We start from the raw sequence: 24,075 nt of genomic DNA, 5'->3' as shown, positions 1-24,075 counted from the left end.
AATTATACCACGCCCATCCAGCGAGATAAAAGGATGCCTCCGTCCGCCCGTATGAGGGTCACCCAATTGGGGAACGTTATACGCGAAGTGCCGGTTCGCCGTCTGTCAGTCGATAGTGTATCCCGATGGATGTCTGGCTTTTGTGCCAAATCATCCCTCAGGGTGGCGCTGCGATGGGGATAGATACGTAACCGGCACTGAAAGGAAGGAGGAAGCTGCCAATGGGCGTCACGCTGAACTTGCGTCAGGCGATTATGCAGAAGGTGTCCAATAAGCCGGATAAAGATGTCATTGACATGATCGAAGGCTCTATCGATTATGATGAGCGGGCGCTTCCCGGTCTTGGCGTTCTGTTCGAAGTAATCTGGAAGGAAAGCGACAGCGAGCTGCGTCAACAGATGGTGGATACGCTGCAGCATAAGCTGCATCAAGACGATCAGCCCCGCGCCTGATGGAATGCAAAAACGCGGATCTGCCGGATTCCCCGAGACGGATTCGTGTTTTTGCGCTGCGTTCTGATCGTTGCGGTCGAAGTCTTCAACTTTTTACAGAGAGGAATTTATAAATAGAGACTTTACTTTAACGCGGCGTCAAGCGTTACAATACATCTGAAAGGAGCTGGCCTATGAAAATTCAGGAAGCTGCCGATCGGCTCGGCTTGACGACGCGCGCGATCCGTTTTTATGAGCAGAAGGGCTTGCTGTCCCCTGCCAAGCAGGAGGACAATGGCTACCGCGTCTTCCGGGAGGAGGATATCGAGCGTCTGCGCATGATAGCCGCGCTGCGCGAGCTGAATCTGCCGCTCGATCAGATTCGGGAATGCCTTGACGGAGCGCTGGAGGGGCGTTTGGCGGCGCTGCGCCCTTATCTCAACCAGCAAATGCAGCAGTTGGCCTTGCAGTATACGGAGCTCCAGCGTCTGCTGGGGATGCTGCGCCGTCTATTGGACATGGATGAGACCGAACAGGAGGGGGAAAAGATTGTGAGTCAATTACATCATATCGGGGAACAGTCGCAGCGCTATGAGAAGCTGCGCGCGGAGTGGCGCGATCGTTGGAATTTCGACGCGCAGGCAAGCCGCTACGATGAAGCCGTAGCGAACAATACCGATTCCTTGCGGGTTCATGCCGATTACGACAGCATATTGGATCGGGTGACGCGGGAGGCTGCGCCCCGGCCGGGAGAAAACGGCCTGGAGCTCGGCGTCGGCACGGGCAATCTGGCCGGACGCTTCCTTCGCGAAGGGGCGGCCATGACGGGCATCGATCAGTCCGACGCCATGCTTGAGCAATGCCGCGGGAAATACCCGGCCATTCGTCTGCTGAAGGGCAATCTGATGGCCATTCCGCTGGCGGACGTCGCCTTTGATTTCATCGTATCGACCTACGCGCTGCATCATCTCACCGATGATCAGAAGGAGATTGCTTTCGAGGAAATGGGACGGCTGCTTCGCCCCGGCGGACGGATCGTCATCGCGGATCTGATGTTCACGGATAACGAGCACCGTGCCGCATTCCTTGACGAGTTGAACGCCCGCGGCGACAAGGCCTCCGTCGAGGCGGTGCTCGATGAATACTTCGCCGACCGTTCCCGGCTCATCCGCTGGCTGGAACGGCACCGCTACGAGGTGAGAGCCGAGCAGTTGAACCATCTTATGCACCTGCTCGTCATCCGCAAGCCGACATGAGAATTCAGCCATCATCCGCTTATCAACAGAACCCCCTCATCATCTTGAATGAGGGGGTTCGATTATTGTTAAAGCTTGAATGCGAATCGGTTACGGCGCCGTCTCCAGGAAATTCAACTCCGGCATCTTGTCCATGGCGGTGCGCATCGCATATTCATTTTCGAACAAGGCGACGAAGTTGCCGGACTTGTCTTTGACAAGCTGCGAATTGATGCGGAATTTGGACGGATCGATATTCGGCCCCGTCACCCATCTCGCGAATTGATACGGCAGCCTCATCAACTGCACGTCGACCCCGTACTCCGCCTTCATCCGGTACTCGAACACCTCGAACTGAAGCTGGCCGACGACGCCCAGTATCGTCTCCTCGAAGACGCTGGCGGAATGGAACACCTGAATCGTTCCCTCCTCGGTGAGCTGGTCGACGCCCTTCTGATACTGCTTATGCTTGAGCGCGTTTTTGACCGTGACGCGGGCGAAGATTTCCGGGGAGAAGATCGGAAGCTCATCGAACGTGACGGCCCCTCCCTGGCTCAAGCTGTCCCCGATGCGGAAAATGCCCGGATCGAACAGCCCGATAATATCGCCCGGGTAGGCTTCCGTTACGATATCCCGGTCCTGGGCAAGGAATTGCTGCGGCTGCGACAGCTTGATTTCTTTACCGACGCGCACATGCTTGACGCTCATCCCCCGCTCGAACTTCCCGGAACAGATGCGCAGGAACGCAATCCGGTCGCGGTGGGCCGGGTTCATGTTCGCCTGAATTTTGAACACGTAGCCGGTGAACTTCTCATTCGTCGGCTCGATCGGGCCTTCCGTCGATTGGCGTGAAGCCGGCTTCGGCGCCAACTGGAGGAAGTTCTCAAGGAAGGTCTGCACGCCGAAGTTATTGATCGCGCTGCCGAAAAAGACCGGCGTCAGCTCGCCCCGCTTCACTTTCTCATAATCGAATTCGTCTCCGGCTACGTCCAGCAGCTCCAGCTCCTCGCACAGCTGGTCATGCAGATGCTCTCCCGCGATTTCCCGGATGGCCGGATCGCGGTAATCGTCCACCTTCTGCACCTTAATGACGGAATGATCGTCGCCCTGGAACAGCTCCACCTGCTTCTTCATGCGGTCATACACGCCGCAGAGCTGGCGTCCCATGCCGATCGGCCAGTTCATCGGCACCGAACGGATGCCCAGCACCTGCTCGATCTCTTCCATAAGCTCGAACGGATTCCGTCCTTCGCGGTCCAGCTTGTTGATGAACGTGAAGATCGGGATGCCCCGCTTCGCGCAGACCTGGAACAGCTTGATCGTCTGGTTCTCGACGCCCTTCGCCACGTCGATCAGCATAACCGCGCTGTCGGCGGCCGTCAATGTCCGGTACGTGTCCTCGCTGAAATCCTGGTGGCCCGGGGTATCGAGGATATTTACCCGATGGCCGTTATAGTCGAACTGCATGACGGACGACGTAACCGAGATGCCGCGCTGCTTTTCGATTTCCATCCAGTCGCTCGTCGCATGCTTGCTCGCTTTGCGGGCTTTGACGGTTCCCGCGAGGCGGATCGCTCCCCCGAACAGAAGCAGCTTCTCCGTCAAGGTCGTCTTCCCGGCGTCCGGGTGGGAGATAATCGCGAAGGTGCGCCGCTTCTCTACTTCTTGCTTCAATACTTCAGATAATGATTTGCTCATTAGACATAGCCCTCTCATCTAAAATCACGTATTCGTTATTGTATCACAAAACAGGGATGCCCATAAATGGACAATGCACACATCTTTTGCGATCTCGGCAAAAATATTTTCATGAGAACAGCGGGCAGCTCATCTATCGGGGACATCGCACGCCGGCCGCCGGGGGCTGTACGTCATCGGCATGCCGTGGCAGCAGGCGCGCAGCTCGGCCCTCCTCTGCGGAGCCGGACGAGATGCGCGGCGGCTTGCAGACGAGCTTCTCCGCGACTGACCTTCCCGATGCCCCTTCTTCATACGGCACAAGCCGCCTGCATCTCCTCTGCGGAGATACGGGCGGCTTGTTCGATTTTCTCATGCTGCTCTTCTATAACAATGTTATGCCTTGCGCTAATTCCTTACTGCTGACCGCTTAAGGCGCGTACGGACAGCGTAACCGTCCGCTTCGGCCCGGAAGCCCCTTCCTCTTCGAGGATAACCCAGTTCGCGGCCAGCGCGGAGCGGAGCGCCTCCAGGTCCGCTTCAGACAGCGTCAGCCCGGTATATTTCCCTTCGCCCCGGGTGAAATCGACGCCTTCCTCGATGCCGAAGCGCGTTTCCAGCCAGATTTTCAATCCGTTCATCGTATTGAACGTAATGCGGTAACCTTCCGCTACGGCTTGTTCCAACGGTTCGCCATGCTCGGCGGCATACGTCAGAAAATCATCGTACGTATACCATTCCTCGTTCAGGTTCGTCAGCTCGCTGACATCGCCGGAGCGAATGATGCCCAGCAACTGCTCGTCCGTAAAGCCTTTGCGCCGAGCACGCTCCAGCAGAATCGCCGTATTTTGCGACAATCGCGCTTCATTCCCCATTGTCCTTGCCTCCTTGCCGGGGCAACCGTATAAATCGGCCCCTCCCCACATATTTCCTTTATATCACATTTCTCCGCTCCAAGCCTAGCGGAACCGGTTATTTCTCTTCATATAAATGGCACGCCGCAAAATGTCCCGGCGCGATCTCCTTCCACTCCGGCTCCTGCTGGCGGCACCGATCCGTGGCGAACGGACAGCGCGATGCGAAGCGGCAGCCCGCCGCTCCCGCCAACGGGCTCGGCAGATCGCCCTCCAGCATCGCCGCGGCGCCGCTGGCCGCATTCGGATCCGGCACCGGGATTGCCGCAAGCAGCGCTTGCGTATACGGATGGGCCGGATGATTGTACAATTCATCGCTCGGTGCCAGCTCGACCAGCTTGCCCAGGTACATGACGCCGATGCGGTCGGAAATATGGCGCACCATCGACAAATCATGCGCAATGAACAAGTAAGTCAATCCGAATTCCGCCTGCAGGTCCTCCAGCATATTCACCACCTGCGCCTGCACGGACACGTCCAGGGCCGAGATCGGCTCGTCGCACAGGATGAACTCCGGTTTGACGGACAAGGCGCGCGCGATGCTGATCCGCTGCCGCTGGCCGCCGCTGAATTCATGCGGATACCGTTCCGCATGCTCGGGCTTCAGCCCGACCTTGTTCAGCAGCTCCAGCACCGTCTCCCGCCGCTCGGCCTTCGTGCCGAAGCCGTGAATCTCCATCGGCTCGCTAATGAGCTGCGTCACGTTCATGCCCGGATTCAACGAAGAATACGGATCCTGGAAAATCGTCTGCATCCGCTTGCGGAACGGCTTCAGCTCCCGTTCGCTCAGATGAGCCAGATCGGTGCCGTCGAACCGGATCTCGCCCGCGGTCACATCATACAGTCGGACGATGGAGCGGCCGGTCGTCGACTTGCCGCAGCCGGATTCCCCTACGAGCCCGAACGTCTCTCCGCGCCGAATCTGGAAGCTGACATCATCGACCGCCTTCAGCGTCTGCTTGTTTTTTCCGAACAGCCCTTTCGAGGTATAGAAATACTTTTTCAAGCCGCGCACATCCAGCAGCGTCTGATCCGGCTTACTCATGCTGCTCCACCTCCTCCGGTTTGGCCGCCTCCAGCGTAACGCTTGGAGTATCCTGCTGCAGCCAGCAGAGCGCGCGGTGGCCCGTCTCCGTCACGGCATAAGGCGGAAGCTGCCGGCATTGCTCCATCGCATGCGGGCAGCGATCCTGGAACGGACAGCCCTCCGGCGGATGCAGCAGATTCGGGGGCGTGCCTTCAATGCTGTAGAGCCGCTCCCGCTCCCCATTCGCCACCTTCGGAATCGAGCGCAGCAGCCCTTGCGTATACGGGTGCATCGGCCGCTCGAAAATATCATGGACCGTGCCCTCCTCCATAATGAGGCCGCCATACATGACGACGACACGGGTGCATACTTGAGCCACGACGCCCAGGTCATGGGTGATCAGCAGGATGGCCGTGTTCGTCGTGTCCCGGAGCTGCTTCATCAGGCCGAGAATCTGGGCCTGGATAGTTACGTCCAGCGCCGTCGTCGGCTCGTCGGCGATAAGAATCTCCGGCTGGCAGGAGAGCGCCATCGCGATCATCGCCCGTTGGCGCATCCCGCCGCTGAATTCATGCGGGTATTGATCGATCCGCTCTTCCGGCGAAGGGATCCCGACCTTGCGGAGCAGCTCGATCGCCTCGGCGCGGGCCGCCTGCTTGCTCAGCTTCTTATGCCGCTGCAGCACCTCGATGATCTGGGCCCCGACCTTGACGACCGGGTTCAACGATGTCATCGGATCCTGGAAAATCATCGCGATGCGGTTGCCGCGAATCTGCCGCAGCCGCTTCTCCGGCAGGGCCAGCATATTCTCGCCCCGGTACAGGACTTCGCCGCCGCGGATGACGCCAGGAGGCGGAATCAGGCCCATAAGCGACTTGGCTGTCACGCTCTTGCCGCTTCCCGATTCGCCGACGATGCCGATGACCTCGCCCTCGCGCACATCGAAGCTGACGCCGCGGACGGACTGCACTTCGCCATCCTGGGTCATGAACGATGTTCTCAATTGTCGGACGGACAGCAATTCAGTCATTGGTCCCACTCCCGTTCTCTGTGAATTCCATAGCCGTATCCCCTCTGTCTCCCATCGTCATCTCTTGTTCGCCTTCGGCTCGAACGCGACCCGGAATACGTCGCCCAGCACGTTGAAGGAGAGGACCGTCAGCAGGATGAACAAGCCCGGGAACAAGGCCAGATAAGGCGCTTCCCCGATAAATCCTTGCGCATTGTTCAGCATGCTGCCCCAGGACGAATTCGGCTGCTGGATGCCCAGGCCGAGGAAGCTGAGCGAGGATTCCATCAGGATCGCCGAGGCGATGTTAATGGTCGCGGCCACGATAATCGTAGACATAATATTGGGCACAATATGCTTTAAAATAATAGCGAGTGTATTCTGTCCCGAGACCCGGGCATAGAGCACATATTCCCGCTCCTTGACCGAGAGCGTCTCCGCCCTCACAATGCGGGCGATGTTCATCCAGCTGAGCATGCCGATAATGAGAATAATCGTCGTAATGCCCGGCTTCAAATACGCATTTAGAATCAGCATCAAGAAAAAAGACGGAATCGACATCAAAATGTCGACGATCCGCATCAGCACATTATCGATCCAGCCGCCAAAATAGCCGCTCACCGTACCGACGGCGGTGCCGACAATTACGGCTATCGCCATCGCCAGGAAGCCGACGCTGAGCGAGACGCGCCCGCCGTACAGCGCCCGCGCCAAGTAATCGCGGCCGTAATCATCCGTGCCGAACCAATGCGCGGCGCTTGGCGGCAGCAGCCGCTCCGTCACGACGATCTTGTTCGGATCGTAAGGCACCAGGAAGGCGAAGATCGAGGCGAGCGCAAAGACGGCAAGGAGAATGATCGCGGCGATGGCGGCCTTTTGCTCTTTCACTTGGGTAAGTACGTTACGCCATTTCATTCGGTTCATCACAATCACCTCATCGTCTTAATGCGCGGATCGACTACGCCATACAGAACGTCCGCGGCCAGATTCCCGATCACGAGCATGACCGACGAGAACATCGTTATCCCCATAATGACGGGATAATCCAAGGCGAACACGGCGGTAATCCCGAGCGAGCCCATGCCGGGCCAGGAGAACACCGACTCGGTGATGAACGCCCCGGCGATCAATTCCGGGAAGGACATCCCGAGAATCGTAATAATCGGGAGCAGCACGTTTTTGAGCACATGGCGCCGCAGCACGGTGCCTTGCGTCGAGCCGTATGCATATTGAATCTGCACATAATCCTCTTCGAGCTGCGAGATCGTATTCGACCGGATATAGCGCATATAGACGGAGACGTTCATGAAGCACAGCACTGTGCACGGCAGGATGCCGTGCTTCAGCACATCCCACGCCGAATCGACGCCAATTGTCCGCATGCCCATGCTCGGAAGCCAGTTGAGCTTGACGGCGAACAGATAGATCAGCATAATCCCGAACCAGAAGCTCGGGATCGAGATTCCGATATACGATACAAGCCCGAGGGCGCGATCGACCGGGCGGTTTTTCCGGGAAGCCGCGTACATGCTAAGCGGCACCGAGATAAGCAAAGACAGCAAGAGAGCCGCCCCCATTAAGCCCATCGTGGCCGGAAGACGCTCCACGATAAGCGTCAGCACAGGCCGGTGATTGGACAGGGAGTAGCCCAGGTTGCCCATGAACACATTTTTCAGCCAGATCCAATACTGCATGTAGAGCGGAAGGTTCAAGCCGAGACTTTCCCGTATCCGTTCCACGTCCTCCTTGTTCATATCGGGCGTCACGAACGAATTGACCGGATCTCCCGGAGCCAGCTTAATCAGCGCGAACGACACGATAGAAATGAAGAATAATAGCGGTATGGCTTGAAGAACGCGTCGCACGATATATTTCTGCACAAAGGTTCCCTCCGAAAGAGCGCTTGAAACGATAACGTTTCAAGCGCCCGCGAATTCTCGATTCAATTCCCGCTACCTAATGATGATCGGTTCCGAGAGGTTACTTCATATAAATTTTGGACAAATCCTCGAACATGACAACCGGCTTCGGAACGGCTTCTTCCAACCCGCCGTAACGCTTGTCTACCGCCACGATCGCTTTGCCGTACGCGATAGGGTATACGGTCATCTCGTCGGCAACCGTCTGCTGAATCTGCTTGTACAGCTCGCCGCGCTTCGTTTTGTCCATTTCCACAGCCGCCTGGTTCCAGAGGGCATCGAAGTCCGGATTTTTATAATGAGCATAGTTGTAAGCCGCGTCGCTCATATAGAGCGATTTGTACGCGTCCGGCTCGTAGCCCATGATGTAGCCGCCGAACGAAATATCATAGCTCGTATTGTTCATGTCGAGCGACATATTGCCGAAGGCCGCGATATCAAGCGCCATCAGTTCCACGTCGATGCCGACTTCCTTCAATTGCTGCTGAATATACAGCGCTTTGCTGGTCTGCGGCTTGTTCGAGTTCACATACGCGAGACGCAGCTTCAGATTGCTGACCCCGGCTTGCTGGAGCAGTTCCTTCGCTTTTTCGATATTGTAGTCGTAGGTGGCGACATCCGACGTCTGGTACAGCGTGTCCGGCGTGAAAATCGAAGCGGCCGGTTCCGCGAATTCCGTCGATCCGAAGGCGGCCGTAATCATTTCTTCCTTATTCAAAGCGTACGCAATCGCTTGGCGCACTTCCTTCTTCTTCATCACATCGACGTTCTGATTGAACACCATGTAAATAAGGCGGCCTTCCGGATACGTCACCAGATTGAATTTCCCGGTGTTGTCCAGCTTTGCATAGTCAACGGAGTCGATCAGGCGCATTTGCAGCTCTCCGTTCTGCAGGGCCAGATTGGCGGCGTTCGAATCCTTCGCCACGCGGTAGGTTACCGAATCCAGGTACGCCTTGCCGGCAAAATAATCGTCGAACCGTTCCAGCGTCACATATTCGCCTGCGCGGTATTCCTTGAATTTGAACGGACCGGATCCGATAGGATGGTCGTTCTTGCTGCTCTTCTCCAGATCCGGTTCACCCTCGAACACATGCTTCGGAATCGGCTTGAAATTTGCCAACACGCCTTCGAACGAAGCCGATGGCTGCGGAAGCACGAACTCGACCGTCAGATCATCCACTTTTTTCGCCGTCAGCGGCTTGCCGCTGAAGACATAGGTAGCCCGATCCGAGCTGTGCTGCTTCTCATCCAAAATGCTGTTCATCGTAAACACGACATCGTCCGCCGTCAACGGCTGCCCGTCATGCCATTTCAAGCCTGGGCGCAGCTTAAGCGTATATGTCAGCGAGTCCTCGGAAGGAGTCAGGCTTTCCGCCAGGACAAATTTCTTCTCGCCGTTGTCGATATGATATAAAGGAGCGAACAACGATTGGTTAATGGTCAATGTGACCCGGTCCCCGGCATAGACCGGATTCATCACCCTCGGATCTTCCTGAACGGCGATAATGATGCTGCCGCCGCTCTTCGGCTCTCCTCCCGTATCAGTACCGGAAGCCGTATCCGGAGCCGGCGTCTGGCTGCCGCCGCAGGCGCTGACCGCCGCAACGACGATAGATAGTAAGAGTGCGAGCCATAACTTGTTGCGTTTCATGTCGATTCCCCCCGAAAATTGTAACACACTTTATATTTTATAGTATAACTATCTTTTAAGAGAACACAATCTTTTTTTCCGAGTGATTTTATAGGAATATCATATTTTAATCTTGTAATCGGAAAAAGTCAGCAGCGGCCGCAGCGCTGAATTGCTTAAAAAAACTGTGCTCCCGTCGGGAGCACAGCCTTCTCCTGTTGTTCAATTACTTATTCCATACGACCTGGCTTTCTTCTTGCCCGTTCACCGGCCACCACTGGAAGCCGTCCTCGGCCAACAGCTTGTCCGCTTGCTCCGGTCCCCAAGACCCTGCCGGATACAGGTGAAGATCTTCGCTGGATGCCTTCCAGGCCCCGGCGATCTTGTCCACGAACGACCAGGCGGACGCCACTTCATCCCAGCGAGTGAAATATGTGGAGTCGCCGCGCGCCGCGTCGAAGATAAGCCGTTCATAGGCCTCCGGCGTATTGATGCCGACCATGCAGCTCTGGCAGAAATCCATCGCGAGCGGCTGCACGCCCGCGTCGGCCCCCGGCTTCTTGCCGTTGATTTTGACATAGATGCCTTCCATCGGGTTCACCCGAATGACGAGCAGATTCGGCTCAAGCTTATGCTTTTGCGACAAATATACATTCATCGGCATATTTTTGAACTCAACGACGACCTCGGTCGTTTTGACCGGAAGCCGTTTGCCGGTGCGAATATAGAAAGGAACGCCTGCCCAGCGAAAATTGTCCACAAAAAGACGGGCGGCGAAGTACGTTTCCGTGACGGAAGCCGGATTCACTTTCTCTTCTTCCCGGTATGCCGGCAGCGGCTTGCCGTTCAACGCGCCTGCCGCATATTGGCCGCGCACGACATTCCGCTTCACCTCGTCGGCATTCGCGAATTGGCGGAGGGAGCGAAGCACCTTCACCTTCTCGTCGCGAATATCTTCCGGATGGAGCCGGCTTGGCGCTTCCATCGCAATCATCGTAAGCATCTGCAGCATATGGTTCTGGGCCATATCGCGCAGCGCTCCGGCATGATCGTAATAGCCGCCGCGCTCTTCGACGCCGACCGTCTCGGCCAGGGTTATCTGAATATTGGCGATGTGCTTATTGTTCCACAATGGCTCAAAGAAGGCATTCGCGAATCGAATCACCTCGATGTTCTGGACCATCTCTTTGCCCAAATAGTGATCGATGCGGTAAATCTCTTCTTCCTTGAACACATGGCTCAATTCTTCGTTCAATTTCTGAGCCGACGGCAAATCATAGCCGAACGGCTTCTCGATGACCAGTCGATGCCAGCCTTCGCTGTCGAGCATTCCGCCCTCACGCAGATTCATCGAGACGCTGCCGAACAGTTCCGGCGCCAGCGCCAAGTAGAACAGGCGGTTGCCCGGGATATGGAATTCCCGTTCAATATGCTCGGTCTGTACCCGTAATTCCTTGAAGCCTTCCACATTGTTGATGTCAAGCGGTTTATATTCGAAATGCTTCGCAAAGCGGCTCCAAACTTCATCGTTCGGAATCGGATAACGACAAAATTCTTCAATGGACGCGCGCACATCATCGCGAAACTCATCATTCGTACGTCCACGGCGGGCCAAGCCGATGACAGCAAACCGCTCACCTAATTTGCCTTCGTGATATAAGCTGTAAATGGCAGGAAACAATTTGCGGCGTGCCAAATCACCGGTCGCGCCGAATATAAAAAAGACGGCGCCTTCAGCCAGTTGGGATTCTTGGTTATGCATCACAGTCATCTCTCTCCATCATCCTTACACTCTGTTATAGACTTGACATCACACATTTCGAATGTGATGACATTTTAGCATACTTGTCAGATTGACGCCACGGGTTAGCGAAAAAGGTCGAATCAATATTCCCCCGCAATCAGCGGCGTGCCAAAGGACAGCCGCGTCTCTCCCCGTTCCCGATCTTCGTGCGCCGCAACCTGGAGATTGGCCTGCCGCCCCTTCATGGCGACGCCGGCTCCCATATAGTCCGTCTCATACGTTACGCTGATCGTGCGATCGTCCTCATACCGGTCGAGCGGCACGGCTGTCCCCCATTCCGCCAACGCCCGCTCGGCCGCGGCGAAGCCGTCGGACAAGGAAGCCCCTGTTGCCGTACGGACGGTCGCGTTCCAATCGGCCCCGATTTCCGCTTCTCCAAGCCGGCGCAGCAGCCGCTCCGCTTCTTCCGCCGAGCGGGCCATGCCTCCTTTGGCCTCCGCAGACAATTTGACCGTATAGTAAACCTGCCCGTCGTTCTCCTGGAACAACAGAACATCTCCTTGATAGGGTGCCGTATTATACGTCCCGCGATACACTTCTCTTCCCCGCTCTCTGCTGGGCTCGAGGGCGGCTGCAATCCCCGCTTCCCGCCGCCAGCGCTCTGCCTCGGCCGGAAGTCCGCCCTTGGCGGAAAAATTGCCTTGGACCGTTATCGTGGAGCTGAACTGCCGATCGCCGCTCAACTCTGCCAGCACCCATAGCATTTGCATCCGCTTCGCCACCTCTAACCTCTCCGGCGCAATCGGGGATGGGGCCGGCTTCCACGCATCGCTGCCCCAGGCGACAGCGACGGCGCCGCACAGCGCCAACAGCAGCAATCCAAGGGCCGGAGCCTTCGTTCTGCGAACCAATCTCACGGTATCCGCCTCCTTATTCCTATGGATAATGAATTCACCGATAGGGAGCACACTCCATGCTGCAAAATTAGGCGCTTCTCTCCTAGGTCAATGTCCATGCGCCAATGTCCTCCAATGAATAGACTGATGACAGAACATTCCCGCTATAGAAGGAGGTATGTAACGTGATTCCTATTCCATTGGATGAAGAAGTCATCCGATCGCATTGCGGGCGGATCGTATGCGCCGTGACCCATGATGGCCGCCGGTTCATCGGGCGCCTCAGCCTTTGCCGGGACGGCAAAATCATACTGAACGAAGAAGAAGTTCCCGAAGAGGTACAACCAATTATTGAGGAAGAATGCGAACCCAAGAAAAAGCGGCCCAAGCGGCGGGGCAAACGCGTCAAGCGGCCATGCAAGCCTGTAAAGCGTCCCTGCAAGCCATGCAGCGGGAAGAAGAAGGGCAGCGTAACGTCGCTTCAGTCATACGGAGCCTTTCCTGCTCCGTATCCGGCCCCGCACCCGGGCCTCTACAGCCGCAGACGGATTGAACTCGACTTGTCGCTGATCGCTCTCTTGTTTCTTGTGTTCATTTAACACTCATTCTGCTTTTCCTCCCCGAATTCCTGCCGCTCCGCATCGAGTTGTTGCCGGACAACGCGATAACGCCCGTGCTTCCACGCACGCCCAGTATGCAGACAGAACCGGGTATCGGAACCCGGTTCTTTTTTCGCGCTTTATTGGCGTTTCTTTTCGGTTGCTCTCTTCAGCCGGGCACAAAAAAACCCGGCCTGTCAGGTCGGGTCAACCGTTATTCAGCCAGGCCGTTCTTGTAAGCGTAAATGGCGGCTTGCGTGCGATCCTCCACGCCCAGCTTGGCAAGGATATTCGTGACGTGGAATTTTACGGTCTTGATTCCGATGAACAGGTCATCGGCGATATCTTGGTTGGATTTTCCTTGAGCAAGCAATCGCAGCACGTCCATTTCCCTGTCGGTCAGTTGTTCATGCGCGGCTTGCGTCGGCTTCGGCTGGCGGAAGCGGTTCATCATTTTCGATGCGACCTGCGATTCGAGAACGGATTGTCCCCGTGCAGCCGCCCGGATGGCTTCGGCAATTTCCGATGCCCGCGAAGTCTTGAGCAGGTAACTGAACGCCCCCGCTTCAATGACGGGGTACATTTTCTCGTCATCCAGGTAACTGGTCAGGACAATGACCTTGCAGTCGGGATACAGGCTCAGCAGCTTGCGCGTCGTCTCAATGCCGTCCATCCCCTCCATCACCAGATCCATCAGCACGACATCCGGCTTGTACTCTTGCGCCAAGCGGATTCCTTCTTCGCCGTTGCTCGCCTCGCCAACGACTTCGATGCCATCCTCGGTGCTCAATACGGCTGCCAATCCGATCCGCACCATCTCATGGTCATCTACGAGCAATACTTTGATATCTGTGTCCATAATCAGGCATCTTCACCTCCTGGGCCATCGCTGCCCTCTTCGTCCTTCAGCCCGCTCTCTTCATTGACAACGGGGACGCGTATTTCAATGCGGGTGCCCTTGTTCGGCGCCGTAATGAATTGCACCGAGCCCCCGATTTCATTGATTCGCTCCTGCATCGTGCGCAAGCCGTAGCTCGCTTGCTTTTTGTCATCCCATTCGAAGCCGACCCCATTATCGCGAATGAATAAACGCACATAATCGCCTCGATCCTGAAGCTTGATTTCCATGCGGGTTGCCTTGGAATGGCGGAGCGTATTCGATAACGCTTCCTGCACGATGCGGAATAAATGATTCTCGACGCCCTTCAGCAGCATAATATGCTCATCCATCTCATATTGAATCTGAATGGGCACCTTCGCTTCAAGCTCCCGAATCAGTTCGGCGACACCTTGGGTCAGGCCCTTGCCTTCCAGATGAACCGGCCGGAGATGGAGCAGCAGCGCTCTCATTTCCGATTGAGCGACCGAGGCCATTTCCTCGATGAGCTCCACCTGCCTCACCGCTCGCTCAAAATCTTTGTCCACCGTCCGCCGAACGGCCGTCGCCGTCATCGAGATGGCGAATAATTGTTGGCTCACGGCGTCATGCAGCTCCCGCGCCAAGCGTTGACGCTCTTCCATAATGGCCGATATCCGGGCCTGTTCGGCCAACTGGGCGTTATTGGTGGACAACCGCTGCAGCGAGGTCACCTGTTCCTCCCAGCGCTTGCTTACCCTGCCCAATTGTTCGGCCAGTTGGCCGATCTCGTCGTCCCCCAGGTCCGGCATCGGCCGGGAGAGATTGCCCTTCTCCAAGAGCAGCATCGATTCGCGCAGCAGCTCAATCCGCCGTTTCATGCGAAAGCCTTGGAAAAAACCGAAAATCGCCGCGATAATGGCTACGACGATTAAGACAGACAGCGTCGATTTTACGCCGGCCATCCAGGTTTCGAACGGTTTGACATATCCATAGGATTGCATTAAATAAACGATGACGAAAAACAGGACAAAGGAAAGGAGAAGCGTCTCGCCCATCAAGCGCACAACCATATTTTTCATCTGTTTTTTCGGTTCCATTGCCGGCTTGCATCTCCTTTCAGCAGCATCTTCTCCGCATTACGCGTGCAATCGGATATCAATATCTCCTACGATGTAAGAGATGCGGAGTTTCACCCGCTGCTCCGATCGTTCATAATTCGGCGAAGTATAAGTCCATTTGTTGAGCAAGCCGGTCTCCCGGTGCTGGCCCGCATTGATCTGTCCGAACAGGACGGAAGCTTCCACAGAGACTCCGATATCGTCCGGAACCGAAATATCCATATCTCCCAGCACGCCCTGGAACAAGAGCGTCGTCTCGGGCTCATCCATCATCGCGAGCGACAAGTCGATATCGCTTTCTCCGATGACATGCCACAAGCTCTGGCTGCGCAAATGGAACGGCTCCCGATCCCATTTCAGATTGGCGGTCAGGTCGGGACGCTTCTGCATCCATTCATACTTTTGTTCATGGCGGGTCCGTGAATAAAAAATACCGAGCGAGATGAGAATAATGCCGACAAACAGCATCAGATGCTCCAACAAGAGGATAGCTCCCCCGATACCAAGCAAAGTATAGCCGAGACGAAGCTCCTCGGATCTTACTTTGTGAATGCCGAGGTACAGCATGAACAGGGCGACAAAGGTTCCGAAGCTAATCCATTTGCCAATAAGAATGAAGAGACCCGCGATAATGAGCAAATATGCAAGTAAACGATTGTTCCCCTTTATCATGACGCACCTCCTGTCGCTCAGAATCCATAAGACGTTGTGCCGAATCATCTCACAACGAAACTTAACGGCGATGCGGGGGCATCGCCGTAAGCTCCTTAGTTAGCATATCATAACCGCGGGCAAGTCCCAAGAGGTTATTCGCTGCGATTTAATTTTTGCTTCAAAGCTTCCAATTGCTCATCGACCTTCATTTGCTTCTCTACATCAACCGGCGGTTGGTAGGTCGTAGCGGCATATCCGCCGTATGGCACGCGAATGACTTCCGCTTCCGCTTCAAGCTGCATAATCTTCTCTTCCATGCGTTGGAAGCCGCGGGAAGCTTCGCCCGATTCGATGCTGTGCACGCTTGTGATGGAAGCCATTTGCTTGCGGGCTTTGGCCATTTGGGCACGAGCAGCCAGCTCGTTGCGCTTGTTGCGCAGCTTGTAGAACTCGTCCTTCATCGAATGCAGCTGCTGCATCAGCTCGTCGGCTTGCGCTTTCGCTTGGGCATGCAGTTCGGCATACTCGGTAACTTTTTGATCGAAGTACAGTTTCTCTTCCAAATATTTGCGGGCCGCATCTTCATGGCCGGATACAAGAGCGCGCTCTGCTTGGGCTTCGCGGTCGGCCACCATCCGAATCGCTTCGTCATAGCGATGCTTGATGCGGCGCTCGCTGGCCATTTGCTTCGCCACCGTCACTTCGGCTTCGCGAATCTCCTGCTCCATGTCTCGCAGGTACTGGTTAAGCATGACTACCGGATCTTCCACCTTGTCCAACATTTCATGAATCGACGCTTTCGTCATATCTTTAATTCGTTTGAATACTCCCATTTTACTTATCCCCTTTCTCGTATTTCGCAATTTTCTCGCGAAGTTCCTGAAGTTCTTTGCGCATGGCTTTTCTTTCAATATCATCCATCATCGAATCGATGGAGGAATCATATTGACTTTTGCTTCCGTTCGGCTTTGTTCCGTAGGATCCATAGCTGCTGTAATCGTTCCGGCCGTTGTTATAACCGTTCCAGCCATTGTACCCTCCGCCGGAATAGCCGCCGTCATTTCCGTAATATCCGTTCGAATTCTGATACGGTCCGCCGTAATTATACGGTCCGTAGGTCGTGAAGGGCTCTTTCGGAACCACAAGCGCTACGATGAAATAGACGGGTATCAGGGAGAATGCCGTGAAGAACACGCCCAGGACGAACAGTACGCGAAGCAGCGTTGCATCCATATTCAACCATTCAGCGATTCCGCCGAGTACACCGCAGAACTTCCGGTCACGAACCGAACGGTACAATTTTTTGTTCATGGTTCATGTCACTCCTTCGCAGTGTCCAATTTCTTGCGCAGACGTTCCATTTCACGCTGCAGGGCAATGTCTCTTTCGGGATTGCCTCCATAAGGCGATGTTCCGTTTGCGCGTCGCACCTCTTGCAGGCTTGTATTTTCCCACTCCATATCGGAGACGCGATCCTCCAGCCGGCGGAACATGCCGTCCACCTGCCCGTAGCCGTATTGACCGAAGCGCTGGTTCATTTGCTGCTGGAGCCGTATGTTCTGCATGCGAGCGAAATAATACTGCCGCTTGTCGTAGACCGTCTGATATTCGCTCTTCAATATGTTCAGCTGTTCCTCCAGCTCCAGAATGGCCTGCTTGCTTCGATTGTAAAGATCCTCGTATTGCCGCGCCTTCTCGTCATGCATCAATTTTTCTTGGAGCGCGATTTTGGCGGCGAACTCCTCTCCCGCCTTCAAGGCCAGCATCGCTTGCTGCTCGCGGCGCTCTCTCATTTCATTGGCTTGGTTCATCTGATGTCTCATCTGATTCGCATGCACGACATACTGTTGATATAAGCGGTCCGCTTCGGCGATGTCCTGGCGAGTGCGCATCAGGAATTGGTCGATTAACCGGACAGGGTCTTCCGCTTTATCCAGCCGCTCATTGAGCGTCGCCAGTGTAATGTCGCGAACCCTTTTTAAAATATTGCTCATGCCTCTCTGTCCCTCCTTCATCCAAATACGTTGCTGCCGGCTGTTCAGTAATGATGGCCGCTTCGTTTGTTATTCAGCATTGAGATACCGAACACAATCATTCCGATGGCGATGAAAATGCCGATGAGCCAGGATAGCTTGCCGATTAATGTGATGGAGCCCAATATGATGAAGATCCATCCGAAGAACGAATTCCCTGCCTTGACTCCATAATAACCGAGTACAATCAGCAGAATCGGGAACAAGTAGCCAAACCAGCTTCCCAAGTGAACTCCAAACTTGCTGAGCAGGATGAATGCCCCCAATGCTATCAAGATAATAGCGAACGAGTTGCCTTTTTTCATTTGCATTCGGTTTGTCACCACCTTTCATTGTGCCTTGCTTATGTCTTTATTTTAGGAGATTCTCCTTTTGCTCAAAACAGGCCGGGGGCGGTTTTTCGTACTGGACTCAGGTCGGGGGGACAGACCGTCCCAAGGTCAACCGGGACTGGACTGGAGGGAAGGGAAATTGAAACTCCATGCCTGCTTCAGCGTATATATATTCATAAGAAGCTTTCCGAATTATCAGGCCTGACTCTGGCAGGCGAGAGGAGCAATGCATGGAAACGTTATTTTGGGGTCTGTTCATCTTCGGTATTTTATATTCCGTCGTTACCTTGATATTCGGGGAAATATTAAGCCATGCTTTCGATGCGGTTTTCGGAGACGGGCTGCCTTTTCTGCAGCCGACGGTGCTCGTAAGCGGCCTGACGGCTTTCGGCGCACTCGGCATCCTGCTGAACCGCTATACGGGTTGGCAATCCATGCTCATCCTGGTGGTCGCTATCGCCGGCGCGCTCGTCGTATGCCTTCTGATGTATTTCCTCTATATTCGCCCGATGCACAATACAGAGAGCTCTACCGGCTTCTCCATTCAGGACCTGGTTGGCAAAGTCGGAGAAGTCAGCATTTCGATTCCTTCCGTTGGATACGGGGAAGTGACTTTGCGGATTGGAGCCGGCTTGACGAATCAAATTGCCGCTTCCTTCGACAAAGACAACATCCCTGCCGGAACGACCGTTGTCGTCATCAACGTCGTTGAAGACACGTTATATGTATCCCCTCTCACCCAAGAAATGCTCAGCCTCCAGCAGAACTGATGAAGTTGTATGCTCAAGACTTACGGTTTCACTACAAATTTACATAGAAAAGGGAGCTGTATGCCATGGAATTCAATGAAGCGATCATGGTGCCGGTAATTGTAATCGGCGTCATCCTCGTGCTGGGCCTCGCATTCTGGGCCCGCTACAAGACGGTCAGCCCGGATGAGGCGATGATCGTGACCGGAACCTATCTCGGTTCCAAAAATGTCAGCGCCGATGAAACGGGGCGCAAGATGAAAATTGTCCGCGGTGGCGGCGCATTTATTTTACCGGTCTTTCAACAGTCGCAATTCTTGTCCTTATTATCACATAAGCTTGATGTAACGACACCGGAAGTATATACCGAACAAGGCGTTCCCGTGATGACCGACGCTGTCGCGATTATCAAGGTCGGCAGCTCGGTTGAAGACATCGCGACCGCAGCCGAGCAATTCCTCGGCAAGCCGACGGATGCGCTCAAGAGCGAAGCGCAGGAGGTCTTGGAAGGCCATCTGCGGGCCATTCTCGGCTCGATGACCGTCGAGGAAGTATACCGCAACCGCGATCGTTTCGCGCAGGAAGTGCAGGCCGTGGCCGCCAAAGACTTAAAAAAGATGGGACTCCAAATCGTCTCCTTCACCATCAAGGACGTGCGCGACAAGCACGGGTACTTGGATGCGCTCGGGAAGCCGCGGATTGCAGCCGTGAAGCGCGACGCGGAGATTGCGGAGGCCGAGGCGATGAGAGACTCGCGTATTCAAAAAGCGAATGCCGAGGAGCAGGGGATGAAGGCGGAGCTGCTGCGCGATACGAATATCGCCGAAGCGGCCAAGGAAAAGGAATTGAAGATTGCTTCCTTTAAAAAGGAACAGGATATGGCCCGAGCGGAAGCCGACCAAGCTTACTACGTGCAGGAGGCCCGTTCCAAGCAAAGCGTCGTCGAGGAGCAAATGCGCGTCGAGCTCGTTCGGAAAGAGCGGGAAATCGACCTCGAAGCCAAAGAAATTTTGCGTCGCGAGAAGCAGTATGACGCCGAAGTGAAGAAGAAAGCGGACGCCGAGCGTTACGCGGTCGTGCAGTCGGCGGAAGCTGATAAATCGAAGCGCGTGCTCGAAGCCGATGCGATGCAATATCGAATCGAAGCGGAAGCGAAGGCGATGGCGGAGCAAAAGCGTCTCGCCGGCTTGGCGGAAGCGGATGCCGAACGGGCGCGAGGAACCGCGGAAGCCGAAGTTATCCGGCTGCGCGGTCTGGCGGAAGCCGAAGCAAAACAGAAGCTAGCCGAAGCGTTCGAGAAGTTCGGCGAAGCCGCGGTGCTCGACATCGTCATGAAGATGCTGCCTGAATTGGCCGGCAAGATTGCAGAGCCGCTGCAGCAGATCGATAAGCTGACGGTCGTCGATACCGGCAACGGAGAAGGGGCGGCCCGCGTCAGCAACTATGTCACGCAACTGATGGCGACGGCCCCGCAGATGCTGAAGGACGTATCCGGACTGGATGTCGAGAAAATGATTCAGCGCCTGACGAATGGATCGGGTTCGGCACAGCCGAAGCGTTCTCCAGTTCCAACGGAAGCTCCATCCGCAGTAGCAGGAGGCACCGAGACTCCGAAGGCAGAATAAACCGATTATTGTACGAATAGAACATCTATCCTATACAGCATAATAAAGAAGCCTTGCCGAAATTGTTAGGGCAAGGCTTCTTGTTCTATATAGGTTGTCCTCTATCGGGTTGCGCTGCCCACTGTCTGGATAGCGTTTCTACGCCGTCAGCGGCCGCAAACCGTCTTCCCCCTCTATCAGCGAGACAATTAGACAAACCGGAGTATGTATCCTCCAAGAGACAGGATGAGCAATGGACGGCTTTGACGTCTGCCGTACAACATAGAGTCAGGTATTTTTTAGACATAAAAAAAACACCCTTCAGGTGTCTTGGTGTTAAAACTGGTGCCGGTGAGAGGACTCGAACCTCCACGGTTTCCCTCACGATTTTGAGTCGCGCGCGTCTGCCATTCCGCCACACCGGCATATGAAGTTAATCTGGCGTGCCCTAAGAGATTCGAACTCCTGACCTTTTGATTCGTAGTCAAACGCTCTATCCGGCTGAGCTAAGGGCACATAACATCCAGAAAGAATAAGTTGGAGGCGCCACCCAGATTCGAACTGGGGAATAAAGCTTTTGCAGAGCTTTGCCTTACCACTTGGCTATGGCGCCATCTGGAGCGGACAACGGGATTCGAACCCGCGACCCTCGCCTTGGCAAGGCGATACTCTACCACTGAGCTATGTCCGCGTAAATGGCTGGGGATATAGGATTCGAACCTATGCATGACGGAGTCAAAGTCCGTTGCCTTACCGCTTGGCTAATCCCCAAAGGTATGGGGCGATCGAGGGGAATCGAACCCCCGAGTGTCGGAGCCACAATCCGATGCGTTAACCACTTCGCCACGACCGCCACATTATGCAATTGTTAGATTGGCAGGGGCAGCAGGAATTGAACCCACACTAACGGTTTTGGAGACCGCTGTTCTACCTTTAAACTATGCCCCTATGTATGGTGGAGGATGATGGATTCGAACCACCGAACCCGTAAGGGAACAGATTTACAGTCTGCTGCGTTTGGCCACTTCGCTAATCCTCCACGATGGTGCCGGCGATAGGAGTCGAACCCACGACCTACTGATTACAAGTCAGCCGCTCTACCAACTGAGCTACACCGGCACAAGCCTCTTATGGTGGCTCGGGACGGAATCGAACCGCCGACACGAGGATTTTCAGTCCTCTGCTCTACCGACTGAGCTACCGAGCCTAATAACATTAAGCATAATGGCGGAGCTGACGGGATTCGAACCCGCGTTCTCCTGCGTGACAGGCAGGCATGTTAGGCCTCTACACCACAGCTCCAGATTGGTTGCGGGGACAGGATTTGAACCTGCGACCTTCGGGTTATGAGCCCGACGAGCTACCGAACTGCTCCACCCCGCGATATATGGTGGACGCTGACGGGATCGAACCGCCGACCCTCTGCTTGTAAGGCAGATGCTCTCCCAGCTGAGCTAAGCGTCCATATTGTAGCGACTAATATATCTTAACAGATTGTTAGGGTCAATTTCAACCCTCAATTTTTACCAGCCGCAAGGCATAATTGGTGACCCGTACGGGATTCGAACCCGTGTTACCGCCGTGAAAGGGCGGTGTCTTAACCGCTTGACCAACGGGCCACGCTGGCGGAGAGAGAGGGATTCGAACCCTCGAGACGCTTGTGACGCCTACACGATTTCCAATCGTGCTCCTTCGGCCAAACTCGGACATCTCTCCATGGCTCCCCGAACAGGACTCGAACCTGTGACAACTCGGTTAACAGCCGAGTGCTCTACCGACTGAGCTATCGGGGAATATATAAGGCATTATACCTTAAAAACTGAATGCGAAAGTAAAATCATCAAACCATCCGGGGTCCCCGAAAAGTAATCGGTGTTGCTGCAACGCTTCACGTCACTTTTTGGGGTGAATTTAGGATAAGCCCTCGACCGATTAGTATTGGTCAGCTCCATGCATTGCTGCACTTCCACCTCCAACCTATCTACCTCGTCGTCTTCAAGGGGTCTTACCAATGTGGGAAATCTCATCTTGAGGGGGGCTTCACGCTTAGATGCTTTCAGCGCTTATCCCTTCCGTACTTGGCTACCCAGCTATGCCTCTGGCGAAACAACTGGTACACCAGCGGTACGTCCATCCCGGTCCTCTCGTACTAAGGACAGCTCCTCTCAAATTTCCTACGCCCGCGACAGATAGGGACCGAACTGTCTCACGACGTTCTGAACCCAGCTCGCGTACCGCTTTAATGGGCGAACAGCCCAACCCTTGGGACCTACTTCAGCCCCAGGATGCGATGAGCCGACATCGAGGTGCCAAACCTCCCCGTCGATGTGGACTCTTGGGGGAGATAAGCCTGTTATCCCCAGGGTAGCTTTTATCCGTTGAGCGATGGCCCTTCCATGCGGTACCACCGGATCACTAAGCCCGACTTTCGTCCCTGCTCGACTTGTAGGTCTCGCAGTCAAGCTCCCTTCTGCCTTTGCACTCTTCGAATGATTTCCAACCATTCTGAGGGAACCTTGGGGCGCCTCCGTTACTCTTTAGGAGGCGACCGCCCCAGTCAAACTGCCCGCCTGACACTGTCCCCGAACCGGTTTCACGGTCCCTGGTTAGAACTCCGATACGATCAGGGTGGTATCCCAACGGCGCCTCCACCGAAGCTGGCGCTCCGGCTTCCCAGGCTCCCACCTATCCTGTACAGACCGTACCAAAGTCCAATATCAAGCTGCAGTAAAGCTCCATGGGGTCTTTCCGTCTTGTCGCGGGTAACCTGCATCTTCACAGGTATTAAAATTTCACCGGATCTCTCGTTGAGACAGCGCCCAAGTCGTTACGCCATTCGTGCGGGTCAGAATTTACCTGACAAGGAATTTCGCTACCTTAGGACCGTTATAGTTACGGCCGCCGTTTACTGGGGCTTCGGTTCATAGCTTCGCCTTACGGCTAACCACTCCCCTTAACCTTCCAGCACCGGGCAGGCGTCAGCCCGTATACTTCGCCTTACGGCTTCGCACAGACCTGTGTTTTTGCTAAACAGTCGCTCGGGCCTATTCACTGCGGCCCCCTCGGGCTATTCACCCTACCGGGGCACCCCTTCTCCCAAAGTTACGGGGTCATTTTGCCGAGTTCCTTAACGAGAGTTCTTCCGCGCGCCTTAGAATTCTCTTCTCGCCTACCTGTGTCGGTTTGCGGTACGGGCACCTTTACCTGGCTAGAGGCTTTTCTTGGCAGCATGAAATCAAGACCTTCGGTACTGTAATTTTCCCTCCCCGTCACAGCCCAGCCTTACGGTCAGCGGATTTGCCTACTGACCAGCCTCACTGCTTGGACGAGCATCCATCTGCTCGCGTCCCTATCCTTCTGCGTCCCCCCATTGCTCATAACGGCTACGGTGGTACAGGAATTTCAACCTGTTGTCCTTCGACTACGCCTTTCGGCCTCGCCTTAGGTCCCGACTTACCCTGGGCGGACGAGCCTTCCCCAGGAACCCTTAGGCTTTCGGCGGACTGGATTCTCACCAGTCTTTTCGTTACTCATACCGGCATTCTCACTTGTGTACAGTCCAGCAGTCCTTCCGGTCTGCCTTCCACCCGGTACACAACGCTCCCCTACCACTGCATCGACTTCACTCCAGCTTCGAAGTAT

General features: G+C 55.1%; 21 protein-coding genes, 16 tRNA genes and 1 rRNA gene. 5 read left to right on the top strand and 33 right to left on the bottom strand.

The annotated features are described in order from the left end of the window. The first annotated feature begins 221 nt into the window (after positions 1–221). Positions 222–452: a small acid-soluble spore protein SspI gene (gene sspI / locus ABD76_RS26840; RefSeq protein ID WP_197259966.1), complete on the top strand. Its 231-nt coding sequence runs from the start codon at positions 222–224 to the stop codon at positions 450–452. Between the two features lie 173 nt (positions 453–625). After that, complete coding sequence (locus ABD76_RS26835; RefSeq protein ID WP_197259965.1) at positions 626–1,687, top strand: MerR family transcriptional regulator; 1,062 nt, start codon at positions 626–628, stop codon at positions 1,685–1,687. 90 nt (positions 1,688–1,777) lie between these two features. Here ABD76_RS26835 and ABD76_RS26830 read toward each other — a convergent pair whose 3' ends face one another. The 9 genes from ABD76_RS26830 to ABD76_RS26790 form a co-directional block, all read right to left on the bottom strand. Further along, a complete protein-coding gene (locus tag ABD76_RS26830; protein ID WP_197259964.1) occupies positions 1,778–3,364 on the bottom strand; it encodes a peptide chain release factor 3 in 1,587 nt (528 codons plus the stop codon). Between the two features lie 395 nt (positions 3,365–3,759). Beyond that, complete coding sequence (locus ABD76_RS26825; RefSeq protein ID WP_197259963.1) at positions 3,760–4,218, bottom strand: hypothetical protein; 459 nt, start codon at positions 4,216–4,218, stop codon at positions 3,760–3,762. A 97-nt stretch (positions 4,219–4,315) separates the two neighbouring features. Further along, on the bottom strand, positions 4,316–5,302 hold the full coding sequence (locus ABD76_RS26820; RefSeq protein WP_197259962.1) for an ABC transporter ATP-binding protein: 987 nt from the start codon (positions 5,300–5,302) through the stop codon (positions 4,316–4,318). Continuing rightward, positions 5,295–6,314, bottom strand: coding sequence for an ABC transporter ATP-binding protein (locus tag ABD76_RS26815; protein WP_197259961.1), 1,020 nt, complete (start codon positions 6,312–6,314; stop codon positions 5,295–5,297). The genes ABD76_RS26820 and ABD76_RS26815 overlap by 8 nt, the downstream gene beginning before the upstream one ends. Before the next feature lie 57 nt (positions 6,315–6,371). Continuing rightward, on the bottom strand, positions 6,372–7,217 hold the full coding sequence (locus ABD76_RS26810) for an ABC transporter permease (protein WP_133382555.1): 846 nt from the start codon (positions 7,215–7,217) through the stop codon (positions 6,372–6,374). Between the two features lie 5 nt (positions 7,218–7,222). Continuing rightward, a complete protein-coding gene (locus tag ABD76_RS26805; RefSeq protein ID WP_197259960.1) occupies positions 7,223–8,173 on the bottom strand; it encodes an ABC transporter permease subunit in 951 nt (316 codons plus the stop codon). Between the two features lie 100 nt (positions 8,174–8,273). Further along, on the bottom strand, positions 8,274–9,866 hold the full coding sequence (locus ABD76_RS26800) for an ABC transporter substrate-binding protein (RefSeq protein WP_197259959.1): 1,593 nt from the start codon (positions 9,864–9,866) through the stop codon (positions 8,274–8,276). Positions 9,867–10,071: 205 nt separating this feature from the next. Then, positions 10,072–11,616 (bottom strand): glucose-6-phosphate dehydrogenase, encoded by a 1,545-nt coding sequence (gene zwf / locus ABD76_RS26795; RefSeq protein WP_197259958.1) that lies wholly within the window; start codon positions 11,614–11,616, stop codon positions 10,072–10,074. 113 nt (positions 11,617–11,729) lie between these two features. Then, complete coding sequence (locus tag ABD76_RS26790) at positions 11,730–12,506, bottom strand: YwmB family TATA-box binding protein (protein WP_197259957.1); 777 nt, start codon at positions 12,504–12,506, stop codon at positions 11,730–11,732. Positions 12,507–12,670: 164 nt separating this feature from the next. Here ABD76_RS26790 and ABD76_RS26785 point away from each other — a divergent pair, with 164 nt between their 5' ends. Then, entirely contained in the window at positions 12,671–13,084 is a 414-nt protein-coding gene (locus ABD76_RS26785; RefSeq protein WP_197259956.1) for a hypothetical protein, read from the top strand. A gap of 214 nt (positions 13,085–13,298) precedes the next feature. On the opposite strand, the gene ABD76_RS26780 is transcribed toward ABD76_RS26785, so the two are convergent. The 7 genes from ABD76_RS26780 to ABD76_RS26750 all read right to left on the bottom strand — a co-directional run bounded on the left by ABD76_RS26780 (position 13,299) and on the right by ABD76_RS26750 (position 18,059). Continuing rightward, on the bottom strand, positions 13,299–13,943 hold the full coding sequence (locus ABD76_RS26780) for a response regulator transcription factor (RefSeq protein WP_168182228.1): 645 nt from the start codon (positions 13,941–13,943) through the stop codon (positions 13,299–13,301). A gap of 2 nt (positions 13,944–13,945) precedes the next feature. Beyond that, the gene (locus ABD76_RS26775; protein WP_197259955.1) at positions 13,946–15,040 is read right to left on the bottom strand and encodes a sensor histidine kinase; all 1,095 of its coding nucleotides are present in this window, start codon (positions 15,038–15,040) and stop codon (positions 13,946–13,948) included. A gap of 39 nt (positions 15,041–15,079) precedes the next feature. Further along, the gene (gene liaF / locus ABD76_RS26770; protein WP_197259954.1) at positions 15,080–15,733 is read right to left on the bottom strand and encodes a cell wall-active antibiotics response protein LiaF; all 654 of its coding nucleotides are present in this window, start codon (positions 15,731–15,733) and stop codon (positions 15,080–15,082) included. Between the two features lie 134 nt (positions 15,734–15,867). Next, positions 15,868–16,548, bottom strand: coding sequence for a PspA/IM30 family protein (locus ABD76_RS26765; RefSeq protein WP_168182225.1), 681 nt, complete (start codon positions 16,546–16,548; stop codon positions 15,868–15,870). 1 nt (position 16,549) lies between these two features. Further along, a complete protein-coding gene (locus tag ABD76_RS26760; RefSeq protein ID WP_197259953.1) occupies positions 16,550–17,026 on the bottom strand; it encodes a PspC domain-containing protein in 477 nt (158 codons plus the stop codon). An 8-nt stretch (positions 17,027–17,034) separates the two neighbouring features. After that, the gene (locus ABD76_RS26755) at positions 17,035–17,709 is read right to left on the bottom strand and encodes a PspA/IM30 family protein (protein ID WP_197259952.1); all 675 of its coding nucleotides are present in this window, start codon (positions 17,707–17,709) and stop codon (positions 17,035–17,037) included. 44 nt (positions 17,710–17,753) lie between these two features. After that, on the bottom strand, positions 17,754–18,059 hold the full coding sequence (locus ABD76_RS26750) for a LiaF transmembrane domain-containing protein (RefSeq protein WP_006675756.1): 306 nt from the start codon (positions 18,057–18,059) through the stop codon (positions 17,754–17,756). Between the two features lie 251 nt (positions 18,060–18,310). Here ABD76_RS26750 and ABD76_RS26745 point away from each other — a divergent pair, with 251 nt between their 5' ends. Next, positions 18,311–18,850 carry an NfeD family protein gene (locus ABD76_RS26745; protein WP_197259951.1) on the top strand — a complete coding sequence of 180 codons (540 nt, stop codon included), beginning with the start codon at positions 18,311–18,313 and terminating at the stop codon, positions 18,848–18,850. 65 nt (positions 18,851–18,915) lie between these two features. Beyond that, complete coding sequence (locus ABD76_RS26740) at positions 18,916–20,454, top strand: flotillin family protein (protein WP_197259950.1); 1,539 nt, start codon at positions 18,916–18,918, stop codon at positions 20,452–20,454. A 322-nt stretch (positions 20,455–20,776) separates the two neighbouring features. Here the strand turns inward: ABD76_RS26740 and ABD76_RS26735 are convergent. The 17 genes from ABD76_RS26735 to ABD76_RS26655 all read right to left on the bottom strand — a co-directional run. After that, positions 20,777–20,858, bottom strand: a tRNA-Leu gene (locus ABD76_RS26735). A gap of 14 nt (positions 20,859–20,872) precedes the next feature. After that, positions 20,873–20,949 (bottom strand) — tRNA-Arg (locus tag ABD76_RS26730). Positions 20,950–20,971: 22 nt separating this feature from the next. Further along, positions 20,972–21,046: transfer RNA gene (locus ABD76_RS26725), tRNA-Cys, on the bottom strand. A 3-nt stretch (positions 21,047–21,049) separates the two neighbouring features. Then, positions 21,050–21,124 (bottom strand) — tRNA-Gly (locus tag ABD76_RS26720). A gap of 5 nt (positions 21,125–21,129) precedes the next feature. After that, a tRNA-Gln gene (locus tag ABD76_RS26715) sits at positions 21,130–21,204 on the bottom strand. 6 nt (positions 21,205–21,210) lie between these two features. After that, positions 21,211–21,286, bottom strand: a tRNA-His gene (locus tag ABD76_RS26710). 21 nt (positions 21,287–21,307) lie between these two features. Beyond that, positions 21,308–21,381, bottom strand: a tRNA-Trp gene (locus ABD76_RS26705). 5 nt (positions 21,382–21,386) lie between these two features. Then, a tRNA-Tyr gene (locus ABD76_RS26700) sits at positions 21,387–21,472 on the bottom strand. Positions 21,473–21,476: 4 nt separating this feature from the next. Beyond that, positions 21,477–21,552 (bottom strand) — tRNA-Thr (locus ABD76_RS26695). 12 nt (positions 21,553–21,564) lie between these two features. Next, positions 21,565–21,640 (bottom strand) — tRNA-Phe (locus tag ABD76_RS26690). An 18-nt stretch (positions 21,641–21,658) separates the two neighbouring features. Then, positions 21,659–21,735, bottom strand: a tRNA-Asp gene (locus ABD76_RS26685). A gap of 4 nt (positions 21,736–21,739) precedes the next feature. Then, positions 21,740–21,816, bottom strand: a tRNA-Met gene (locus ABD76_RS26680). 5 nt (positions 21,817–21,821) lie between these two features. Next, positions 21,822–21,897, bottom strand: a tRNA-Val gene (locus ABD76_RS26675). Between the two features lie 80 nt (positions 21,898–21,977). Beyond that, positions 21,978–22,052 (bottom strand) — tRNA-Glu (locus ABD76_RS26670). A 4-nt stretch (positions 22,053–22,056) separates the two neighbouring features. Further along, positions 22,057–22,149: transfer RNA gene (locus tag ABD76_RS26665), tRNA-Ser, on the bottom strand. Between the two features lies 1 nt (position 22,150). Then, a tRNA-Asn gene (locus ABD76_RS26660) sits at positions 22,151–22,226 on the bottom strand. Positions 22,227–22,345: 119 nt separating this feature from the next. Then, positions 22,346–24,075, bottom strand: a 23S ribosomal RNA gene (locus tag ABD76_RS26655); the annotation flags it as partial.

This window comes from Paenibacillus dendritiformis (assembly GCF_015845845.1).
In the GTDB taxonomy this organism is placed as follows: Bacteria; Bacillota; Bacilli; order Paenibacillales; family Paenibacillaceae; genus Paenibacillus_B; species Paenibacillus_B dendritiformis_C.
Note: the sequence above shows the minus strand (reverse complement) of the source record. Positions and strands in the feature narration are given on the sequence as shown.